This is a genomic window from Haladaptatus sp. DYF46 (assembly GCF_021083305.1).
In the GTDB taxonomy this organism is placed as follows: Archaea; Halobacteriota; Halobacteria; order Halobacteriales; family Haladaptataceae; genus Haladaptatus.
In genome coordinates this window covers 1,973,925-1,994,965 of record NZ_JAJFAY010000001.1, presented here as the reverse complement: position 1 = coordinate 1,994,965, position 21,041 = coordinate 1,973,925, and the positions used below count along the sequence as shown (strand labels likewise).

23 protein-coding genes are annotated in these 21,041 nt (G+C 63.0%); 12 read left to right on the top strand and 11 right to left on the bottom strand.

All coding sequences use genetic code 11. From position 1 onward, the window contains the following. The first annotated feature begins 35 nt into the window (after positions 1 to 35). Positions 36 to 956, top strand: coding sequence for a carbohydrate kinase family protein (locus tag LJF34_RS10920; RefSeq protein ID WP_231184994.1), 921 nt, complete (start codon positions 36 to 38; stop codon positions 954 to 956). A gap of 10 nt (positions 957 to 966) precedes the next feature. On the opposite strand, the gene LJF34_RS10915 is transcribed toward LJF34_RS10920, so the two are convergent. Both LJF34_RS10915 and LJF34_RS10910 read right to left on the bottom strand, forming a co-directional pair. After that, positions 967 to 1,473: a GNAT family N-acetyltransferase gene (locus LJF34_RS10915; RefSeq protein WP_231184993.1), complete on the bottom strand. Its 507-nt coding sequence runs from the start codon at positions 1,471 to 1,473 to the stop codon at positions 967 to 969. Positions 1,474 to 1,585: 112 nt separating this feature from the next. Continuing rightward, a complete protein-coding gene (locus LJF34_RS10910; protein WP_231184992.1) occupies positions 1,586 to 2,377 on the bottom strand; it encodes a BtpA/SgcQ family protein in 792 nt (263 codons plus the stop codon). Positions 2,378 to 2,492: 115 nt separating this feature from the next. On the opposite strand from LJF34_RS10910, the gene LJF34_RS10905 reads away from it, so the two are divergent. After that, a complete protein-coding gene (locus LJF34_RS10905) occupies positions 2,493 to 3,518 on the top strand; it encodes a phosphotransferase (protein ID WP_231184991.1) in 1,026 nt (341 codons plus the stop codon). A 35-nt stretch (positions 3,519 to 3,553) separates the two neighbouring features. On the opposite strand, the gene LJF34_RS10900 is transcribed toward LJF34_RS10905, so the two are convergent. The 4 genes from LJF34_RS10900 to LJF34_RS10885 form a co-directional block, all read right to left on the bottom strand. After that, entirely contained in the window at positions 3,554 to 4,681 is a 1,128-nt protein-coding gene (locus LJF34_RS10900) for a recombinase RecJ (protein WP_231184990.1), read from the bottom strand. A gap of 126 nt (positions 4,682 to 4,807) precedes the next feature. Continuing rightward, positions 4,808 to 5,605: an ABC transporter permease subunit gene (locus LJF34_RS10895; protein ID WP_231184989.1), complete on the bottom strand. Its 798-nt coding sequence runs from the start codon at positions 5,603 to 5,605 to the stop codon at positions 4,808 to 4,810. After that, positions 5,602 to 6,513: an ABC transporter ATP-binding protein gene (locus tag LJF34_RS10890; protein WP_231184988.1), complete on the bottom strand. Its 912-nt coding sequence runs from the start codon at positions 6,511 to 6,513 to the stop codon at positions 5,602 to 5,604. The genes LJF34_RS10895 and LJF34_RS10890 overlap by 4 nt, the downstream gene beginning before the upstream one ends. A 36-nt stretch (positions 6,514 to 6,549) precedes the next feature. After that, complete coding sequence (locus tag LJF34_RS10885; protein WP_231184987.1) at positions 6,550 to 6,984, bottom strand: universal stress protein; 435 nt, start codon at positions 6,982 to 6,984, stop codon at positions 6,550 to 6,552. A 358-nt stretch (positions 6,985 to 7,342) separates the two neighbouring features. Between LJF34_RS10885 and LJF34_RS10880 the strand changes: the two genes are divergently transcribed. Next, positions 7,343 to 7,798, top strand: a complete 456-nt coding sequence (locus LJF34_RS10880) for a universal stress protein (RefSeq protein WP_231184986.1) — start codon at positions 7,343 to 7,345, stop codon at positions 7,796 to 7,798. A 117-nt stretch (positions 7,799 to 7,915) separates the two neighbouring features. After that, positions 7,916 to 8,464 (top strand): hypothetical protein, encoded by a 549-nt coding sequence (locus LJF34_RS10875; protein WP_231184985.1) that lies wholly within the window; start codon positions 7,916 to 7,918, stop codon positions 8,462 to 8,464. 2 nt (positions 8,465 to 8,466) lie between these two features. Here LJF34_RS10875 and LJF34_RS10870 read toward each other — a convergent pair whose 3' ends face one another. Next, positions 8,467 to 9,219 carry a DUF5806 family protein gene (locus tag LJF34_RS10870; protein ID WP_231184984.1) on the bottom strand — a complete coding sequence of 251 codons (753 nt, stop codon included), beginning with the start codon at positions 9,217 to 9,219 and terminating at the stop codon, positions 8,467 to 8,469. Between the two features lie 76 nt (positions 9,220 to 9,295). On the opposite strand from LJF34_RS10870, the gene LJF34_RS10865 reads away from it, so the two are divergent. The 8 genes from LJF34_RS10865 (at position 9,296) to LJF34_RS10830 (ending at position 17,549) form a co-directional block, all read left to right on the top strand. Further along, complete coding sequence (locus LJF34_RS10865; protein ID WP_231184983.1) at positions 9,296 to 9,664, top strand: universal stress protein; 369 nt, start codon at positions 9,296 to 9,298, stop codon at positions 9,662 to 9,664. Then, positions 9,661 to 10,188 (top strand): GNAT family N-acetyltransferase, encoded by a 528-nt coding sequence (locus LJF34_RS10860; RefSeq protein ID WP_231184982.1) that lies wholly within the window; start codon positions 9,661 to 9,663, stop codon positions 10,186 to 10,188. Before LJF34_RS10865 ends, LJF34_RS10860 begins: the two co-directional genes overlap by 4 nt. Before the next feature lie 149 nt (positions 10,189 to 10,337). After that, entirely contained in the window at positions 10,338 to 12,914 is a 2,577-nt protein-coding gene (locus LJF34_RS29185) for an ABC transporter ATP-binding protein (protein ID WP_231184981.1), read from the top strand. Between the two features lie 317 nt (positions 12,915 to 13,231). Continuing rightward, positions 13,232 to 14,947, top strand: a complete 1,716-nt coding sequence (locus LJF34_RS10850) for an ABC transporter substrate-binding protein (RefSeq protein ID WP_231184980.1) — start codon at positions 13,232 to 13,234, stop codon at positions 14,945 to 14,947. Between the two features lie 51 nt (positions 14,948 to 14,998). Further along, the gene (locus LJF34_RS10845; protein ID WP_231184979.1) at positions 14,999 to 16,012 is read left to right on the top strand and encodes an ABC transporter permease; all 1,014 of its coding nucleotides are present in this window, start codon (positions 14,999 to 15,001) and stop codon (positions 16,010 to 16,012) included. Further along, positions 16,009 to 16,935, top strand: a complete 927-nt coding sequence (locus LJF34_RS10840; protein WP_231184978.1) for an ABC transporter permease — start codon at positions 16,009 to 16,011, stop codon at positions 16,933 to 16,935. Before LJF34_RS10845 ends, LJF34_RS10840 begins: the two co-directional genes overlap by 4 nt. Further along, the gene (locus LJF34_RS10835) at positions 16,935 to 17,291 is read left to right on the top strand and encodes a hypothetical protein (protein ID WP_231184977.1); all 357 of its coding nucleotides are present in this window, start codon (positions 16,935 to 16,937) and stop codon (positions 17,289 to 17,291) included. The genes LJF34_RS10840 and LJF34_RS10835 overlap by 1 nt, the downstream gene beginning before the upstream one ends. 39 nt (positions 17,292 to 17,330) lie before the next feature. Beyond that, positions 17,331 to 17,549, top strand: coding sequence for a hypothetical protein (locus tag LJF34_RS10830; RefSeq protein ID WP_231184976.1), 219 nt, complete (start codon positions 17,331 to 17,333; stop codon positions 17,547 to 17,549). 33 nt (positions 17,550 to 17,582) lie between these two features. Here LJF34_RS10830 and LJF34_RS10825 read toward each other — a convergent pair whose 3' ends face one another. From LJF34_RS10825 to LJF34_RS10810, 4 genes are all read right to left on the bottom strand, one after another. Then, a complete protein-coding gene (locus LJF34_RS10825; protein ID WP_231184975.1) occupies positions 17,583 to 18,212 on the bottom strand; it encodes an alpha/beta hydrolase in 630 nt (209 codons plus the stop codon). 69 nt (positions 18,213 to 18,281) lie between these two features. Further along, a complete protein-coding gene (locus tag LJF34_RS10820; RefSeq protein WP_231184974.1) occupies positions 18,282 to 18,992 on the bottom strand; it encodes a sugar phosphate nucleotidyltransferase in 711 nt (236 codons plus the stop codon). A 36-nt stretch (positions 18,993 to 19,028) separates the two neighbouring features. Then, the gene (locus LJF34_RS10815) at positions 19,029 to 20,300 is read right to left on the bottom strand and encodes a dihydroorotase (protein WP_231184973.1); all 1,272 of its coding nucleotides are present in this window, start codon (positions 20,298 to 20,300) and stop codon (positions 19,029 to 19,031) included. A gap of 27 nt (positions 20,301 to 20,327) precedes the next feature. Further along, positions 20,328 to 21,017 (bottom strand): lipoate--protein ligase family protein, encoded by a 690-nt coding sequence (locus tag LJF34_RS10810; RefSeq protein ID WP_231184972.1) that lies wholly within the window; start codon positions 21,015 to 21,017, stop codon positions 20,328 to 20,330. Between the last annotated feature and the right edge of the window lie 24 nt (positions 21,018 to 21,041).

Genomic DNA, 21,041 nt, shown 5'->3' with positions numbered 1-21,041 from the left:
CAAGCGACTTCTCGCCGCACCGCAACCACCCGACAATGGCATTCGACGCGGTGACGGTCGGGAGCGCGCTGGTGGATCACGTGTACTCGGTATCGAACCTCCCCGAACCCGACGGCGGGGCGTTCGTCCACGACGAATCGCGGTCCGCCGGCGGGGTCGCCGCCAACGTCGCCACCGCCCTCACGCGACTCGGACGCGAAACCGGCGTCGTCGCGCGCGTTGGCGACGACGAGGAGGGTGCGTTCGTGGAAACCGACCTCGAAGAACGCGGCATCGACGCGACCCGAGTTCGCCGCGGCGACGAGAATTCCTCGTACTGTCTCATTCTCCGCGACCCCGACGGCGAGCGCATGATTATCGCGGGCGGCGATGCGGTTCCCGCGCTTCGATTGACCGACGCAGATCTCGATTATCTTCGCAAAGCGCGTGTCGTCTTCACCAGCGCTTACGCACCCGACGAGGTCGTTTCCCGTCTCGTCTCCGCCCGGAGAGCGGGCGACCTGCCACCGCTCGCCTTCGACCTCTCCGGGCCGCTCTCGGAACTCGACGGCCGAGGCGTCACCCGCGAGACGTTGGACGAGGCGCTCTCCGTCTTCGACCTGTTGGTCACGAGCGAGGTGCCGGTCCGATCGTACCTCGGCGTCGGTCCGCGCGAAGCGGTCGAGGAGCTGCGCGCCCGCGGCGTCGAGCGCGGCGTAGTCACCCGAGGACGAGACGGCGCGCTCCTGTTCGATGGGTCGGGTGTCTCCGAGATTCCCGCCTTCGACGTTTCCGTCACCGACACGACCGGCGCGGGCGACGCCCACACCGCCGGACTCATTCACCGATGGCTCCTCGGGGAGCGGAGTGCGGAGGAGGCGGGCAGATTTGCGGCCGCCGTGGCCGCGCTCAACTGCGGCGCGGAGGGTGCGAGAGGCGGCTTTCCGACCGAAAAAGACGTCGAAGCGTTCCTGTAAACGGTTCGTCTCACAGCTTCTTTTTCATCTCCACGACCGTTCCCGTCACGCCCGTTGACTCGCGACTCGAAAACTCGTGAGCGCACTCTCTCACACGCTCGTATCTGTGTGCTTCGTAGAACGGGACCGCGTTCAGCGACGCCGCGAGGCCGAGCGTTCGCGTTCCCTGCTCGCTCGCGCGACGCTCTAACTCCGCGAGGACCGCGGACCCCACTCCCGTTCGGGCGACGGACGGGTGGACGTACACGCCCGTGACTTCGCCGTCTACCGCCGCCGCGTGCTCTTTTGGTGGTTCGAACCGGACGGTACCGAACGCCACGACGTCCACGTCCTCCGCGACGACGAACGTGCCCGCATCGGCTTCGATGGCAGGCGTGTACTCCGCCGACTCGCAGCCTTCCGCCCACGCGGCCACCTGCCGTTCGTCGTAGCCCTCGCGTCCGAGTTCCGCGATGGATTCGGCGTGGACTGCCCGCACCGCCTCGACGTCGTCGGTCGTCGCGTTACGAACGCGCATACTCGATTGTTCGGGGCGAACGAGGTATTTTGATCGGTCGTGCAGATGCGTCTGTCCGACCTCCTCGCGGCCGATCGGGTCATTTCGAAACCGTCACCCCGCGTTTCCGAACTCAGACCCTCGAAACCAGCTCTCTCACCTTCGATTCGTCCACGCGGTTCGTCGTCTCGCCGCCCTCCTTCAGCGCGGTGCCGACGATCGCGCCGTCGGCGATATCGAGGAGGTCGCGCACGTTCTCGGCCGTCGTCCCGCTGCCGAGGAACACCGGCGCGTCCACCCCGATTTCGTCCCGGCAGGAGACGACGGATTCCAGCAGGTCGGTGTCGACTTCGTGGCCGGTGCCGACGCCGCTCACGACCACGCCGTCCGCGCGGCCGCGGCCGAGGGTTTCGTCCACCAGTTCGGTCGCGGGCCGGTCGGCCAGCGGCGCGGAGTGTTTCACGTCCACGTCGGCGAGGATTTTCACGTCGGAGTCGAGTTCGTCGCGAAGACGGAGCGTCTCGTGTGCTCGCCCCTCGACGACGCCTTGGTCGGTCAGGCGTGCGCCCGTGTGAACGTTCACACGAATGACATCCGCGTCGGCGGCCGTCGCAATCGAGAGGGCCGCTTCCGCGTCGTTTCGAAGGACGTTCACGCCGATGGGGCAGTCCACGGCCTGCCGGAGTTCGGTGACGACGCGCGTCATCGAGGCGACGACGTGTTTCGGCACGTCGTCGGGGTAGAACGGCGAGTCGCCGAAGTTCTCCACCATGATGGCGTCCACGCCGCCGGATTCGAGCGCGTGGGCGTCGGTGAGTGCGCGGGTCCGGAGGGCGTCGAAGTTCCCGTCGAAACCGGGCGACCCCGGAAGGGCGGGCAGGTGAACCATGCCGATGACGGCGTCGTCCGTCTCGAAAATACTCATACTCGGACCTCGTCGCGCCCCGAATTAAACGAACCGAGTCGGTGCGCTTGTTGTTGGCCAATCGACACCACAAAGCTTCTACCTCCGTAGCCGTGAGTCACCGACCGTCCAAACTATGACGAACACGAGTTTACAGACCGAGCGTGTTCCGCGGTTGGTTCGGGAAATCCTCGGGGAGCGGACGGTCACGGACGTGATACCGGCGGACGAGGGCACCGACGACGTGTTCTTCGTTACCGTCGGGATGCCGGACGGGGACCGGAACTGCGTGCTGAAATCCTGTTCGTTCGTGGACCCCACGTCGTTTCGGGCCGAACCGAGGGTCCTCGACTTCGTGAGTCGCCGAACCGACGTTCCCGTTCCGGACGTTCTCGGCTACGTGGACGACCACGACGAGGTGTCCGCACCGTTCTTCCTGATGAAACGCGCGCCCGGCGAGGCGATTTCGGGCCCCGAGTCGCTGACCGACGACGCCCTCTCCCGCACTGCCCGCGACGCCGGACGCCATCTCGGCGAACTCCACGCGGCCGCCACGTTCGACGGGTACGGGTGGCTTCGTGCGGGCGTGGACACCGACAGCGAACCGACCGTCGATGACCTTTCGGTTTCGAACCTCGAACCCGACTGGCCCGCACGGCTTCGCGCCGACGCGGAGGAGAACCTCGCGCGTATCGAGGAGTCGGGTCGATTCGCCGAGTTGACCGATGAACTCCGTGCCGGACTCGACGAGTATCTCGAAGTCGTCCCCGACACACCCGACCCGGTACTGCTCCACGACGACTACCGATTCGGGAACCTCCTCCTCGATCCTGAAACGGGTGCCGTCCGGACCGTCCTCGACTGGGGTAACCAGTTCACGGGCCATCACGAGTACGACCTCGCAACGACCGAACACTACCTCTGTGGCCGTCTACCGCTCGACGCCGACCAACGAAAAGTCGTCCACGACTCGCTGTTGGCGGGCTATCAGGAAACCAACGAGGTGACGCCCGATGACGGCTTTAAACGGCGACAGCGGGCCTACCGTTTCGTCGCACAACTCTCCGCGCTCGCGTGGTTCGACCTGTGGTATAGCGGACGCGACGACCCGGAAAAAGACGCGACGCGGCAGAAAGAACTCGCGCTCTCGTTGCGTCCCTGAACGAGGTTCGACCGTTTTCGACCGCACGCTCCGTTTTACTCGTCCGTTTCGTCCACTTCGTCCGTTTCTCCCGCTTCGAACTCCGCCACTTGGTCGTCTTCGTGTTTCAGGTTCCAGAACGCCTCCAGAATCACTCGTTTCGTCACCGCACCTTGTGTCGTCCAGTGGTGGGCGTAGTCCAGCATGTCGTCGTAGATGCTCGGCTTGCACCCCGCCGCCTTCGGGTGGCCGCCGCCGTTGACCTGCCGTGCGACCTCGTGGCAGCGCTCGAACTCGTCGGTGCCGCGGATGCTCGCGCTTCCGGCGGGTTTGACGACGACCGATGCGTCCGCGCCGCGTTCGCGCATCGCCTCCGCGACCTCGTTCTGCGAACAGCGGCCGTAGGTGACGCCCACCGTCCAGTCGCCGATCTGCTTCATGTCGGCGCGTTCGACCGCTCGTTCGATGAGGGCCTCCTTCTCGACGCGCTGTTCCGCGAGGAACGCCTCGACGTCCTCCGGGAGGTCCGCGCCGTGCGCTTGGATGACTTCCATGTACTCCTCGGGTTCCGCCCAGTAGGAGTAGTCCGCGAGGTCGTCGCTTCGCGGGTCGTTTCGAAGCCAGAGGTCGTGGTCACGCGTGACCGCCGCGAGTTCGACGAGGTAGTCCGGGAAGTCGTAGTCGAGCGCCCGGGCGACCACGTCCGCGGTACACTCCTCGTCCGACTCGCCGACGACGAGTTCGATGCCGAGGGCGCGGATCGCGTCGGCCACCGCGTCGTCCCACTGGTGATGGTCGAACCAGAACACCTCTTCGGCCTCCTCGACCAGCGTTTCGAGTTCCGTCGCGATGGGTTCGTAGGCGTCGGGACAGAGGTCGCAAATGAACACCGTCGCGCCGGGTTCGCTGTACGCGACGACCCGTTCGATCGCGTCCGCGAGGTCGTGCGGTCCCGCGGGGATGAGGGCCGTCTCGCCGTAGGCTTCACGGACGAGCGCCGTCGCGGCCAACCCGTCGGCGTCCGGGTCGGCGACGACCGCCCGTTCCGCACCCGTCAGTTCTTCCTTCGCTTCCTGTTCTTCCTGCCGTGCTTCGAGCGAATCGGGGAAGAAAAAACCCTCGCCCGGGAGGAGGGATTTTCGTTCGAGCGAGAGGTTTTCGTCGTCGATGACCCAATCTTTCATACCACCACTCCGACCCGAGTCGCAAAGAGTTCCCGGTTATGAATCGACCGAAGAAGAACGACGATTTCGCGGCCTGAAGGCTTCGTTTCGACCGAAAAGGGATTGAATCCACTTCGCTCCCGTCACTCAGATGTCCACCGAAGCGAACCGTCGATAGCCGAGTATCACCGGAATCACGGCCCACGCGACCAGGACGAGGAGTGCAAACCAACCGGTGTTGTAGAACGAACTGACCGGCCCGTTCGTGTGGACGGGGGTATTCATTCCGTTCGAATACGCTTGAATCGGACTGAGGCTGTCGACGGCCACCGCCCATTCGGGTCGGCCGCCGGACGGCCTCGAAAACCCGTTCAGAACGTACCGAAGCAGCTGCGCGATTGACGACCAGCCGATGAGCGTCAGGAGGAGAAAGCCGACGCTCGTCGCCATCGCGCGGTTGCTCGTCGGCGAGACCGCCGAGAAGCAAACCCCCGACGCCGTGTACGCCGCAGTAAGTAACAGCACGAGGACGAGGAACGAGAGGTAACTGCCGACCTGAACGGTACCACCGAACACGAGGAACGCGATGGTCGCGGTGAAGATACCGACCATCGCCGCCGTGCCGACGACCGCCGCACGTCCCACGGCCATTCCGGTGACGACATCCCGACGGGTGTACGGCAACGCGAGTAACAGTTTGAGGCTCCCGAGTTCGCGTTCACCGGCGATGGCGTCGTAGCTCATCATGAGCGCCGATAGGGGGACCAAGAAAACCACGAACCCGACCACGGAGAAGAAGTCGGCATCGCCGGGCGCGTTCGTTCTACTCATCCCCATGTAGACGGGGACGGTGAGAAAGAGGACGAAGGTGATGGCGGCGATGCCGAGCGACCACTTTCGGTACGCGTCGAGGAAATTTTTCTTCGCCATAATGCGCCATCTCATGCGGGCACCTCCGCCGTGTACGTGGTGAACAGGTCTTCGAGCGACGCTTCCTCGGTTTCGAAGTCCTCGACGGTGACGCCGGTCGATTCGATCGTATCGAGAACACGTTTCTTCGCTTGGTTTCGACAACCGACGACGAGCGTCGTCCCCTCGGCCGTGACGTTCTCGACGCCCTCGACCGAGCGCACCCGTTCGATGGTTCCTTCCGGAAGACGACTCACTTCCACGGTCAACGACACGCCGCCGCCGACGGCCCGACGGAGGCCGTCGATGGAATCCACGGCGACCAGTTTCCCCTCGTCGAGAATCGCGACGCGGTCACAGACGGCTTCGACCTGCTCCAAGATGTGGCTGGAGAAGAACACGGTCGTCCCTCGGTCGCGCTCCTCGCGGATGATCTCCCGCATCGCGAGCGCGCCGTTCGGGTCGAGTCCGGTCGTCGGCTCGTCCAGAATGAGCAGGTCGGGGTCGCCGACGAGCGCCATGCCGAGGACGAGTCGCTGGGTCATCCCCTTCGAGAATCCCTCGGCGCGCCGGTCGGCGGCCTCGGGGATGCCGACGCGCTGGAGGACTCGCATCGGGTCGTCGTCCACGCCGCGAGTCTCGATGACGAATTCGAGGTGTTGACGCGCCGTGAGGTGGTCGTAGGCGTGATATGCGTCGGGAAGGACGCCGATTCGTTCGTGGACGCTCCGGGTTTCCCGCTGGGCGTCGTGCCCGAAGACGGTGACTGTCCCCTCTGTCGGTCGAACATAATCGAGAATCATATCGATTGTCGTCGATTTTCCCGCGCCGTTCGGGCCGAGAAAGCCGAACACCTCTCCTTCCTCGATTCGGAGGTTCAAGTTACGGAGGGCGACGACGTTCCCGAACCGTTTGGAAACGCCGTTCAATTCGATGGCAGTCATGAAGGAATCATTGCATCATCCCGCCATATATCTTCCCTACGCCTCGCTGGGGTCGAGTTGCCGAACCGTCAGCACGGGTGTCGGACACGTTCGAACGACGCGCTCCGCGACGCTTCCAATGAGAAAGCGGTTCTCCCCGTGTCGCCCCCGCGTCCCCGTTGCCACCATGTCCGCGTCGTGTTCGCGGGCGTACTCCCCGATTTCGGCGGCGGGGTCGCCCTCCCGAACGGCGGTGACGACGCTCCCGCCCGTGCGTTCGCGTATCGATTCGAGCGCCTCCTCGCCCTGTGCTTCGAGCGCGTCCTGGAACTCCTCGCGGAGCGTTTCCGGGGAGGAGTCCACCTCGCCCGCATCGACGACGTAGAGGGCGTGAACGTCGGCGTCGAACCGACGCGCGAGGTCGAGTGCGACCGTCACTGCCCGTTCGACGCTCTCGGAACCATCGGTGGCGATAACGACGGTGTCTATCATCGTTCGTTCTTCCTCCGTCATCGTTATTAAAGACTGAGTGACTAAATTGCGTCAATCCAAACTGCTAAGGTTCATGGTGCATGTTATCAGCACGCCCGACGGGGCAAGGTTGCACTCAGACCGCAATCACTCCCGATTGCGGTTTGTTCATACACGATATATTGTCCCACAGCGTAGCGGATACGCTTACCCTCCACTTCCGCGACGGACCGTCGCGAGTTGCTACGCCTTCTCGCCATTCGAGCGATTCGCGCGGAATGCGCGAATCGCTTCGCTCATCGTTCCCGTTTCGAGGTTTCTCCGAAACCTCGCCGACGACGGGAGAAGGTTTTTTGCCCGTCTTCGCGCACCCTCGGGTATGTCCGAGTCGCCAGTCGAAGTGAACACGGTACTCGTTCCGGTGGACGGAAGCGACGAATCGGTGCGCGCCGTCGAATACGGGGTCGCCGTCGCCGAACGATACGGTGCCGACGTCCACGCCCTCTACGTCTTCGGTGAGGAGGTATCCCGCGCCATCGAGACGGGCGCCATCGAGGAGGACGACATCATCGACGAAACGGAATCGTTCATCGACAGCGCCCGCGCCATCGCTGCGGAGTCGGACGTCGAACTCCGCAGTTCCATCGCATACGGCTTCTCGACCAGACGCAAACTCCAGCATCCCGGGAGCGCCGTCCTCGACTGCGCCGACGAAATCGACGCTGACTTCCTCGTCATCCCGCGGGAACCGCTCTCCGGGGAACCCGGCGAGGTGTTGGAGAAAGCGGCGGAGTACGTGCTTCTCTACGCCAGTCAACCCGTTCTTTCGGTCTGATTTTCGCCCCGTCCCTTCGTCTCTCCAGCGATCCCCTCCCCCTCGATTCGAAGTCGCTTTCCCTCGAACCGCGATGACACAACAACGTTTTTACGGGAAAAACGCACCCATCGGTGTATGGACGGTTCGACGCCGAACGCCACGGCGCACTCACGGGCGATGCCGCACTGGGAATCCGTCATCGCCGACATGGAAGCGACGACGGCGGAGTACGACGACGGGGGATGGGACACCGTAGAACTCCATCCCGGAGACGTCACTCCGCTCTGGACGGACGAGGACGGCGAGTTCGGTCTGGACGTACTCGTCCCCGATAACGAGTTCGAGAACTTGGAGGAACTGATGGACGGCGGCGTCTCGTTCGATGCCTTCGAGGCCTATCGCGCCCTCGCCGACGGACTCGTCTTCGCCGTCATCGCCATGGAGGACCGCGGGAGCGAAACGGCGGTTCTCTACCCGGTGTACTACGACGTTCAGGGTGCAGAGGAGATGCTCTCCGACGCGGTAGAGGCAGGGAAGATGTACTCGTTCATCCGGACGCTGGGCGAGGACCGCATCCGGTTCACGCACGACGACCCGTCGCTGTTCCAACCGCCCGAGGAAGCCGAAACCGAGGACGCGGAACCGACCGAAGAATCCGATGCGAACGCCCCGCCGGACGAGTAAAACTACTTCTCGCCGCCGATATCGTGCCCGCAGTGTGGACACTCCATCTCGTCGTGGCGAAGTTCCTCGCTCGATTCGCGGACCTCGCGCATGACGCTCGAAATCTTGTCCTCGGCCGCGAGTTCGTCGGCGACGGCGAGGTCCACGCCCTCGACTTCGAGCAGGAATTTCGCCACCTCCGTCACCTCGTACATTACGTCGTCCAGTTCCTCGGCCGTGAAAAAGCCGGACATCGCGCCGTAGAGGAAGGTCGCGCCCGCCTTTCTGACCTTCTCCTCGAACGCCGAGCGGGCCTGATTCACCGCTTGCGGGGTGTAGGTGTCGGTCATGAACGGGACGAGATACGGGAGGTTGTTCCCGATTTTCGTCATCTCGACGCCCGTTTCCGTTCGGAAGTCGGCACACAGGCGCGCGATCGCCCACTCGCGCGCGGTGACGTACGTTCGGTCGCGAAGGAACTCGTTGACCCGGTCGTACTCCGCTCCGTCCATCTTCTTGAAGCGCGCGTACTTCTGCACTTCCGGCGGGATTTCGGGGACCGAATCCGTTTCCTCGGCGTCCGTCTTCTCGGTTCCCGTCGTCCCGTCAACCGCCGCTTCGCCGGCGTCGGTCGCTCCGTCGGCGTCACCGGTCGCGTTCGACGTCCCGTCGTCGGCCAACTGCTGTGACACGCCCTCGTTCGTTTCGTGGGGATGTTCCTCGTCTGCGTGTTCGTCTTCGGCCTCCGGCGCTGACGGGGAGGGGTCGTTCGACATAGTCCGTCGTTACCGAGCGGAGTGCAAAAGCGTATCGCACCCAACTGTTTTGATACCCGGCGGGAATGGAGGTAGTATGAAGGTATTACTGGGAATCGGCGGGAGCGACGACTCTCTGACCGCGCTCGAACGAACGGTATCGCGCGCGGTTGCGGCCGACGACGAACTGACGGTTGCGCTACTCGACAATCCACAGAGCGACCGGGGAAAGGGCGACATCCGCGAGAAAGCGGAAGCCGTGCTGGACGACGCCGGACTGGAGGCGTCCGTTCGGGACGTTTCGGGCGACCCCGGAAGCCGCCTACTCGACGTCGCGGAAAGCGAGGGGTTCGAGCAGATAGTCCTCGGCGGCGGCCAGCGCAGTCCAATGGGTAAAATCCGGCTCGGTCAGATAGCCGAATTCGTCCTGTTGAACTCCCACGTCTCGGTGAAACTGGTACGATGACCCCCGACCGACGCTTCCCGGACGAACCTGCCGGCCCGTTCCCGGAGCCGCCACAGGCGTTCAACGACCGCGAGGGGAGGGAAATCGAAATCCGTCCCTTCGAGGAGGGGGACGAGGAGGATCTCATCTCGATGTACGTCGATTTCGACCCGGCGGACCGGGCACAGGGAATTCCGCCGGCAACGGAGTATCGGGTGCGCGACTGGGTGGAGACCCTGACCGAGGGGGACGGGCTGAACGTCGTCGCGTGGAACGGAGATACCGTCGCCGGACACGCGACGCTCGTCCCGGACGGCGATTCGGCGTACGAACTGGCCATCTTCGTCCATCAGGACTACCAACGGGCGGGTATCGGTTCACACCTCATCCGAACCCTGCTCGGCTACGGACGGGCACAGAACATCGACAAGGTCTGGCTGACGGTCGAACGCTGGAACCGCGCCGCGGTCAACCTCTACCGAAACGTCGGGTTCGAAACCGCGGACGCCGAGAGCTTCGAATTGGAGATGGTGTTGCGGCTCTGAGGTTCGACGACGATTTCCACTTCATCCGTTCGTTCCTCCCGACGATACCGTTTCCAAACCGATAGCCGGAATTTCCCTTTCGTTCCGGTGTCGCGTGCTAAACCCAACCGAACCATTTTTCCTCACGCGACAACCATTGCCGCGTAATTGTGACCGATTTATTGTCCATCTCGAATCTGAAAACGCAGTTCCACACGGAACGGGGGACTGTCGAGGCGGTGGACGACTTCGAACTGAACATACGTGAAGGCGAAACCATCGGCCTCGTCGGCGAATCCGGGTCCGGGAAAAGCGTCACCGCGCTCTCGGCGATGCAGCTCATCGACGAACCGGGCGAAGTCGTCTCCGGCGACGTCCGTTTCGAACACGAGGAGGTCGCAGCCGAGTTCGCCGACAAGTATCCGAGCGGCGTCGGGGAGTACGTCTTCCCCGACGAGGGATACATCGACATCATGTCCGCGCCCGAATCCGTCATGCGTGACATCCGCGGCAGCGAGATGGGGATGATATTTCAGGACCCCATGACCTCGCTCAACCCGGCGCTGACCGTGGGCGAACAGGTCGCGGAGAGCCTCGAACTGCACCAGTACGGCGGCAAACGGAAGGATAGCTGGTGGAACGCGGTGCGCGAAATCGCCCCGAAAATCGGCGGCGGCGAAATCGACGGCGAACTCCTCGAAGACACCATCGACATCCTCGAAGAGGTCGGGATTCCCGAACCCGAATCCCGCGTCGAGGAGTACCCGCACGAGTTCTCGGGCGGGATGCGCCAGCGCGTCCTCATCGCCATCGCGCTCGCGTGCAAACCGAAACTGCTCATCGCGGACGAACCGACGACGGCGCTCGACGTGACGATTCAGGCCCAAATTCTCGACCTCATCAACGACCTGCAGGACGAGTTGGGCATGTCGGTCTTCATGATCACCCACGACCTCGGCGTCGTCGCCGAGACCTGCGACCGGGTCGCGGTGATGTACGCGGGCGACTTGGTGGAGGTCGGGCCGGTTGACGAAATCTTCCACAACCCGAGTCACCCCTACACCTACGCCCTCCTCGAATCCATCCCGCGCGAGGACAAAGAACGGTTGACCCCTATCGACGGAAACGTCCCCGACCTCATCGACATGCCCGAAGGATGCCACTTCGCCGACCGGTGTCCGTGGGAACAACCCGAGTGTACGCAGGGCGAGATTCCGAACCTGCAACACGGCTCGGAGGACGCTCACGGGAGCGAGTCTCTCGTGAGCCAACCGGACGCCGCTGCTTCCGGTGTTGTCGACCACCGCGCGAAATGCATCCTCGAATCGTTCGACGGTGCGGAGTACGTCGAGGAACGGGAGAGCGTGACGACGGGCGAACACGCCGTCGGCGACAGACTCGTCACCGTGGACAGTTTGAAGAAACACTACTCGCGCGCGGACGACTTCCTCGACAAGTGGCTTTCCGACGGCGACGACAGCGTGAAAGCGGTCGACGGCATCTCGTTCGACATCTACGAGGGCGAGACGGTGGGCTTGGTCGGCGAGTCCGGGTGTGGGAAATCGACCGCCGGTCGGTCGCTCCTCCGCCTCGAAACGCTGACCGACGGGCGCGTCGTCTTCGCCGGAACTGACCTCGGCGGGTTGGATGACGACGAGATGCGCGAGACGAGAAAGGACATGCAGATGATCTTTCAGGACCCGCTGTCCAGCCTCGACCCGCGAATGTCCATCGGGAAGATAATCTCCGAACCGCTCCAGATTCACGGTCTCGCGGAGGAGAACCGCTCGGATCGCGTGAACGAACTGATGGAAAACGTCGGTCTGGACCCCAGCCAGCGTGACCGGTATCCGCACGAGATTTCCGGCGGCCAGCGCCAGCGCGTCGGCATCGCCCGCGCGCTCGCGGTGGACCCGGACTTCATCGTCGCCGACGAACCCGTCTCGGCGCTGGACGTGTCCGTACAGGCTCAGATCATCAACCTCCTCGAAGACCTGCAGGACGAGTTCGGCCTGACGTTCCTGTTCATCGCCCACGACCTATCGGTCGTCCGGCACATCTCCGACCGCATCGCGGTGATGTATCTCGGCGAAATCGTGGAAGTCGCGGACACGGACGAACTGTTCGACGACCCGAAACACCCCTACACGCAGGCACTCCTCTCCGCGATTCCCGAACCCGATCCGCGGGCGGATACGGACGACCGGGTCATCCTCAAGGGAGACGTCCCGTCGCCCATCGACCCGCCGTCCGGATGTCACTTCCGAACCCGCTGTCCGCAGATAATCCCGCCCGACGGGATGGACATCGACCAGCAGGCGTACCGCGAAGTGATGAACTACCGCGAGCGCGTCGAGAAGCAGGCCATCAACCTCGAATCGGTTCACGAACAGGCAGCAGCGGGGGGGCAATCGGCACGCGCCGCGACGGACGGCGGTGAGAGACAGACGGACGCTCAGCCCTCGTCGGACGCGGACTCACGTGGTTCGACGAGTACTCAAGCACCCCGACAGCCAGCGGAGAACCCGTTCCACGCCGCGCTCTGGGACCGACTGTTCGAGACGGAACCGACCGGCGAACCGCGGGAAATCGTCGCCCGGTCGTTCGACCACCTCTCGGACGGTAACTGGGAATCGGCCGAATCGCTCCTCGCGGACAACTTCACGAGCATCTGCGAACGGACGAGTCCGACCCTACAGGACACGACGCATCCGTCGGCCTGCCACCTCTACGACCAACCGGAATAGGTCGTCTTTCCTCCCTTCACTCACCATCGTTGTACATCGACTCACCAGTCTGGTCATTTCCGGACGTTTTTAGTCCACGCGAAGTCGCTTCCCGTGGTCGAAAACGACCCAGATGGGAACCACTTCGAACCCATCTCGGTCTCTATTTTGAATCTAGCTTTCACGGCTAAAAAACAACGATAGCTTCACGAAGCTGCGGTTAATTCGCTAACTGTTGTGGAATCGATGTCAGATTTCGATTTTATCCTTTTTTCCACTCACGTATTCGTTACTATTGGTCCGGTATGTTTATATAGAACATGTGACCACACTGGCGTATGGCGTCACGCGACAGAGTAACTGACAGACGTAGTTTCCTCAAAGCTGCTGGCGGCGCGGCCGCGGCAGCGACACTCGCGGGTTGTATCGGCGGCAGTACGGACGACGAAACCACCGGCTCCGGCGACGGCAGCGGGGACGGAAGCGGCGATGGTAACGGTGATGGGAGCGGCAGTTCGGGCAGCACCCTCACCTACGCCCGCGGCAGCAGTTCGGGGTCCCTCGACTTCCAGAACTCGACGAGCGGCGAAGTCGCGAAGGTCACGAACCAACTGTACGACACCCTCATCGCGTTCAAACCCGGTAAGACCTCCCTCACGGAAGGGCTCGCGACGAACTGGAACGTGGACGGCAAGACGGTCACGCTCGACCTCCGCAAGAACGTGAAATTTCACAACGGCGAGGATTTCACCGCGGACGACTTCGTGGCCACCTATCGCCGGTTCGTGGACGAGAGCTACAAACACTACCCCGGCAAGAAGTACGCCTCCTCCTACGGCCCGTACACGCTCGGCGTCGTCAAGAACGTGGAAGCGGCGAGCGACCACAAACTGACAATCAACTTGGAGAAGAAGTACGCGCCCATCCTCCCGAACCTCGCGATGTTCGTCTCCGCGGTTCACTCGAAGAAAGCCATCGAGGAGAAGGGCACAAAGCTCAAATCCGACCCCGTCGGCACCGGTCCGTTCAAACTGAAGAACTGGGACACGAGCAACAACCGCGTCCGCCTCGAAAAGAACGCGGACTACTGGGGAGACGGTCCCCACGTGGACGAAGTCGTGTTCACCGTCGTCGGAAGCAACACGTCCCGCGCACAGACGCTCGACTCTGGCGACGCCGACATCATCGACGGCCTCGGCGCACAGTCCTCACAGCAGGTCGAGAAGTCGAGCAACGCGGAACTCGTCTCCGACGCGGGTATCAACATCGGTTACATGGCGTTCAACATGGCGAAGGTCGAGGCCTTCCGCAAGAAGAAGGTCCGTCAGGCCATCAGCCACGCCATCAACACGAAGGCCATCGTCGACACCATCTTCAAGGGCATCGCGAAGCAGGCGAACCAGCCGATTCCGAGCAGCGTGATGGGGTACAACGACAGCCTCAGTCCGTACGAGTACAACCCGGAGAAGGCGAAGAAACTGCTCAAGCAAGCGGGCTACGGCGACGGCTTCTCCTTCGAGTTGGCGACGTTCAAGAATCCCCGCACTTACAACCCGAGTCCGATTCAGGCGGCCCAGACCGTCAAGTCCAACCTGAACCAGGTGGGCATCGACGTGACCATCAACCAGCAGGCGTTCGACCCGTTCCTCACCTACACGGAAACCGGGAAGCACGACGCGTGTTTCCTCGGATGGATGACGGACAACGCCGACCCGGACAACTTCCACTACGCGCTGCTCCACCCCGGCGTCTCCATCGACAAGGTTCCGGACGGACAGGACTGGGTCAGCTTCGACGCCGAGAACTTCAACACGCTCAACGTCGCCGGATGGGCGAACACGGACTTCATGAAGCTCGTCGAGGACGCGCAAGTGACCTACGACAACGCGGCGCGGAAGAAGAAGTACAAACAGGCCGGAAAGATCGCTCACGACGAAGCGCCGTGGGTGTTCATGGACCACGCGAAGGACCTCCGCGGCGTCCACAACAGCGTCAGCGGATTCAAACTCGCACCCATCAGCGGTCCGTACCTGCGTCTCGTTAAACTCAACTGAGACTACGGTAACGAGTCTTTTTTGACCCCCCGACGTTTGAGATTGAAGTAGATGATATCCAAGCGGTTCGTTATCAAACGTCTGTTGCTACTTATTCCCGTGCTGCTCGGGGTGGCGACGTTCGTTTTCGCCATTCTCCAACTCTCGCCGGGCGACCCCGCACGCGCGGTCGCAGGTCAACGGGCCTCGGAAGCGTTCGTTCGTCAGGTCCGCCACGAAATGGGGTTGGACCAGCCTATTTGGGTCCAGTACGGACAGTTCCTCTGGGATACGGCGCATCTCGACCTCGGACAGTCCTACCAGATTCGAAAGAACGTTCCGGTCACGACCATCCTCCTGCACAGGCTTCCCGTCACCGTCGAGATGGCGCTGTACGGACAACTGTTCGGCATCCTGTTCGGCATTCCGCTCGGCGTGATTTCGGCCATCAAGCAGGATTCCGTGACCGACCACTTCACCCGAATCGGCGCGCTGACCGGAATCAGCATCCCGATTTACTGGAGCGGTCCGCTTCTCATTCTCCTCTTCGCCCAGGTACTGCACGTCTTCCCGCCGAGCGGCCGTATCGCCTCGGAGTACAGCATCAACCTCGTCACCGGCCTCATCACGGTCGATACGCTGTTGAACGGAAACTTCGCGGCGTTTCAGTCGGCGGCCATGCACCTGATACTGCCCTCCCTCGTCATCGGGATTTACTCGATGGCGCTCATCTCGCGGATGATGCGCTCGTCCATGCTCGAAGTCGTGCGCCAGGACTACATCCGAACCGCCCGCGCGAAGGGGCAGGGAACGAAAATCACGATGCTGAAACACGGCTTCCGCAACGCGCTGATTCCGGTCGTGACGGTCATCGGCATCCAGTTCGGCACCCTGCTCGGCGGCGCGGTGCTGACGGAAACCGTCTTCGGTATTCCCGGTATCGGAACCATGCTGGTGAAAGCCATCGAAGCCGGTGACTTCCCGGTGGTGCAGGGCACCGTGTTGACGTTCGCGCTCCTGTTCACCCTCGTCAACCTGTTCGTCGACATCACCTATTCCTATCTCGATCCGAGGATCCAACAATGAGCACGCAAACGGAAAACAGTGAAACGGTCTCTCGCGGGTTCTTCGAACGCCTGCGGGCCTCGCCGTTCCTCTCCGAACTCCTGTCGAATCGGCTCGCAGTCACCGGTCTCACCATCATCCTCTTCATACTCGTGGTGGCGGTGTACGCGAGAGTGACCATCGACCTCGCGGCCATCAAACAGTCACAAATCGGTATCCAACCGAGTCTCCACGCTCCGAGTGAAACCTATCCCTTCGGGACCAACCTGCAGTCACAGGACATTTTCCCGCGTGTCCTCTACGGCGCGTGGTACGCCATGCTGTTCGGAACCGTGACGGTCGTCGCCTCGACGGTTCTCGGTGTCGGTCTCGGCGTCGTCGCGGCGTACTACAGCGACCTGACGGACAACGTCATCATGCGGACGATGGACATCCTGCTGGCGTTTCCGTCCCTGCTGCTGTCGCTCGCACTGGTCGCGGTGTTCCCCGATGAATGGGGACTGTGGCGTGCAGTCGCCGCGCTGACTCTCGTCTATACGCCGCGGTTCGCCCGTGTCGTGCGCGGAGCGGCGCTCAAGGTCCTCGAAGACGAGTACATCGACGCGACGGTGGCGTTGGGTGCGAAGAACCCGCGCGTGCTCGTCCGTCACGTCCTTCCGAACTGCCTCGCGCCGATTACGGTGCAGAGTACGCTCAACTTCGGCCTCGCCATCCTCGACCTCGCGGCGCTGTCGTTCCTCGGGTTCGGTGCCGACCCCGGAACGCCCTCGTGGGGGCTGATGCTCTCGAACGGCGTCAAGCACGGCCTGTTCAGCGTTCCGAGCGCGTGGTGGTGGTCGTTCTTCCCCGGTCTCTTCCTCGCCGTAACGGTGTTGGGATTCAACCTCCTCGGCGACGGGATGCGTGACGCGCTCGACCCGCGGATGCGGGAAGCCGTGGACTGATGGATTTCGTCGGCTATCTGCGTCCCCGCGTTCTCCTCGTTTCCCGATTCGGTGCCATCGGGTTCGTGCTCGGTGGCATTGGAATCGCGCTCGTGGTCGCCACGGGCGGGACGGTTTCGTTCGCTAGCCGGAAAACCTTCGCCGTCGCCGCGCTGGCGTTCGGATTCGCCGTTCTCGGCTGGTCGGGATCTGTGTTCGCGGGGAGCGCGGTGGAAAACGCACAGGAGTATCTCGACGCGAACACGGGATGGACCGAGGCCGACTCCCGTGAGGCCATGACGGTCATCGGCGGTCTGGGCGCTGGTGCCATGCTCGGCGTGACCGTGATGACGCTCGTCTTACGTGCGGCATACTGAGCCGCAAATGTTTTACCATATATCATTCTTGTGGCTGGTATGGTCGTGCTCGAATCGCTACTTGCGGGCATCATATTCGCCGGTATCGGCATTATCGTGACAGCTAAGCCGCGAGAAATGTTCGAAATCAGACAATCGGTCGCCGTCGCCTCGCACGGCGAACTCGGCGGATTCGGCGTCGCTCGATATCAGACCTATGGACTGCTCTGTGTTCTCCTCGGCTTGCTGCTCGCGCTCGTCCCGTTTTTCCTTTCCTGACACGAACAGCGCGAAGCGACCGGCACACCTGTATCAAAGTCGTGAGGAGAACCACTCCCCCGCGAGCGTCGCGACCGATTCCAGCGCTCCCGGTTCTTCGAACAGGTGTCCCGCACCATCCACGACTTCGAGGCGTTTCTCACAGGACAATCGGTCGTAGGCCTCGCGGTTCAGTTCGAGTACGTCGGTGTCCAGACCGCCGACGATGAACAGCGTGGGTGCCGTCACGTCGTCCAGTGCGTCCGCGGCGAGGTCCACACGCCCGCCGCGCGAGACGGTTGCGCCGATTTCCGGGTGACGTGCCGCGCCGCGAAGCGCGGCGGCGGCCCCCGTACTCGACCCGAAGTAGCCGAGACGGTACTCCTCGGTTTCCGCGCGACGTTCCACCCATTCCGTTACCGCGACGAGACGGTCGGTCAACAGTCCGATATCGAAGCGGTTCGCGTATATCTCGTCTTCCGCCTCCGTGAGCAAGTCGAACAGGAGCGTCCCGAGGCCGAACTCGCGGAGTCGCTCGGCGACGAAGTTGTTTCGCGGACTCTTCCGACTGCTCCCGCTCCCGTGCGCGAACAGGACGATGCCGTCCCCGTCGGTCGGGAGGTGCAGGTTTCCCTCCAGTCGAACCGAATCGACCGGTATCTCCACCGCGTTTTCCCCCGGCATATCACGTCACCTATCGACATCGTCATGCCTAATCGTGATGGCTCCGATGCACTTCCTCCACCCCACCGCTCACTGTCGAAGCCGTCGTTCGGCCGTTTCCCGTTCCTCCGGCGTATTGATATTCACGGACCACCCGTCCGCTCGCATCACCAGCATCCTGTTGTCGGCGACGAACCGCCGAATCGACTCCGCGAGTTCGTACTCGCCGCGCACCGACAGTTCCGTCTCCGCACACGCGTCGAACATCGCCGGACCGTAAACGGCGAACCCCGCCGCGATGAGACTCGGTTCCGGCGGATCCTCGGGTTCCTTCTCGATTCCCAGAAGCTCCCCCTCGTCGGTGACATCGCAGATGGCCTTGACGCGTGCCTCTTCGGTCGAAACGCGTTCGACGTGCTGTACTGCGTCCACTCCGTCCTCCCGTTGGCGTTCGACTAACGGTTCGAGGTCAGACCGAATCACGCAGTCGCCGTCCACGCACATAAAATCGCCGTCGACGTACGGTTCGGCTTGCAGAAGCGCGTGGGCCATTCCCAACTGCTCGTCCTGCCGAACGTACGTGATCGGCACGTCGGAGAACGACTTCCCGTATCGCTCCCGGATCTCGTCGCCCTCGTAGCCGACCACGACGACCAACTCCTCCGCGTCCAGTTCGACCACGGTTTCGAAACAGTGCGTGAGAATCGGTTTCCCGGCGACTTCGACCAGCGCTTTCGGTTTCTCGTCGGTCAACGGTCGCAGTCGGGTTCCCTTCCCGGCGGCGAGGAGGACTGCTTGCATACTCCCGATTCTTCACGCGGGATGATATTTTTTGGGCTACGCGCGAACGTTTTCCCCGACGTTCTCGCCGAACTCGCCGTCCTCGAAGACGACGGTTCCGCGTACCATCGTCATCTCCGGGAACACGCCCGTCCATCCCTCGAACGGCGTCCAATCGCAGTTCGTGTGAAGGCCGTCCGCGCGAATCTCGCGGGTCGCGTCGGGGTCCACGAGAACGAGGTCCGCCATCCGTCCTTCCTCGATACGGCCCTTCCGCGGCAGGCCGAACACCGTCGCGGGGTTGTAAGTGGTGAGTTCGGCGACGCGCTCGTAGCTGAGGGTGCCCTTGCGGGCTTCCTCCAAGAGGAGGGGAAGCATCGTTTCGACGCCCGGCACTCCGCTCGGTGCGTTCCAGATATCCGCGTCCTTCTCCTCGCTGGTGTGGGGTGCGTGGTCGGTTGCTATCATGTCGACCGTTCCGTCCGCGACGCGGGCGAAGACTTCCTCCCGGCGCTCTTCGCTCCGAAGCGGCGGGTTCATGCGGCCGTACGTCCCTAGTTCGTCGAGGTCGTCGCGCGAGAGGAACAGGTGATGGGGCGTCACTTCGCAGGTCGCACCCGCCTCGGCCGCCGCGTCGATTCCCTCCGGCGTACTGGTGTGTGCGATGTGTAGGTGCGCGCCGAGGTCGGTGCCGATTTCACAGGCCCGTTCGACGGCGTCCGCTTCGGCCTCCGCCGTGCGGTAGGCGCTCCACGCGTCCGCATCGTCACGCGACTTCGCGTCCGAATCGAACAGATCCGCGTTCTCCGCGTGCACAGTCACGACGAGATATTCGTCCGTGGCACGTTCGACCGCCGACCGAAACAGGTCCGCTTCGATCCCCATCTTCCCGGTCGAATCGGCCAAAAACACCTCGCCGAGCGCGAGAATCGGCTTTTCGAACAGTTCGTCGGGGTTCCAGTCGGGTGTGACGCCGCCGTTGATGCCGTAATCCACGTACGATTCCGCGGCGAGTTCGGCTTTGACGTCGAACGACGCGGCGTCGATGGTCGGCGGATCGGTGTTGGGTTGGTCGACGACGGTCGTCACGCCGCCCGCGGCGGCGCTCTTGCTTCCCGTCTCCCACGTCTCCTTGTGCGAAAAGCCGGGCTGACGGAAGTGAACGTGCGCGTCGATTGCACCGGGCAACAGCAGTTTTCCCGTCGCGTCGACGACCTCGCCGGACTCCGTCAGGGAAGAGCCGATGGCAGAGATCCGTCCCGCGTCGGTTTCGATACGAACGTCGCGCTTGCTTCCGTCGGGAAGCGTCGCGTTCCGAATGGTGAGCATCTACTCGGCAGTGTTCCGGGAATCGTCCTAAACCTCCCGGTCGCGGACGTGTTCGACCGTCACGTCCGCGTCGCCGACCAACATCCCTTCGATGGTTTCGGCGACCAGTTTCGGGTCGCTGTCGCCACCGACTTTCGCGATGCTCCCCACGGAATTCGGGTTGAACGGCACGTCGAGGGCGGCGTAAATGGGGTCGAGAACCCCCGATATAACTTCGTGGTCATCGACGATGACGACGCCGGAGACGAGCGCCGCGCCTGTGCGAACCCGCTGTGCGATTCCAGCGATCTTTCCCTTCCATTGGAGCGAGTAATCGCCCGGACAGAACGACCCTTCGGGTTCGCCGCGCTGGGCCGGAACGCCGAGTCGCCAGAACGCACGTTGGAGCGCCTCGGACGTCTCGGCGTAGCGTTCCTCCATCCCGGTTCGCATGTCCGAGAGTGGAACCGTTTTGGCGAACGCCATCGTGCTTCCGGTGTACGCGACGGCACGGCCGCCGACGCTCCGTTCGAGCGGTTCGAAATCGCACGCCCGAGCGACCGATTTCGCCACGTTGTACTTCTCGGCGCGGGCGTCCCGCCGTCCGAACGCTATCTGCCGATGTGGCGCCCAGACGCGAACCGAAGGTTCCCCCGCGTCTGCCGTTTCCGTGAGCATCGCGGCGGTGACCTGTCGGTCCTCGTCACGGGTCTCCGCTCGACCACGAAGCACGCGCATAGCCTCCCATTGGACCCGATGTAT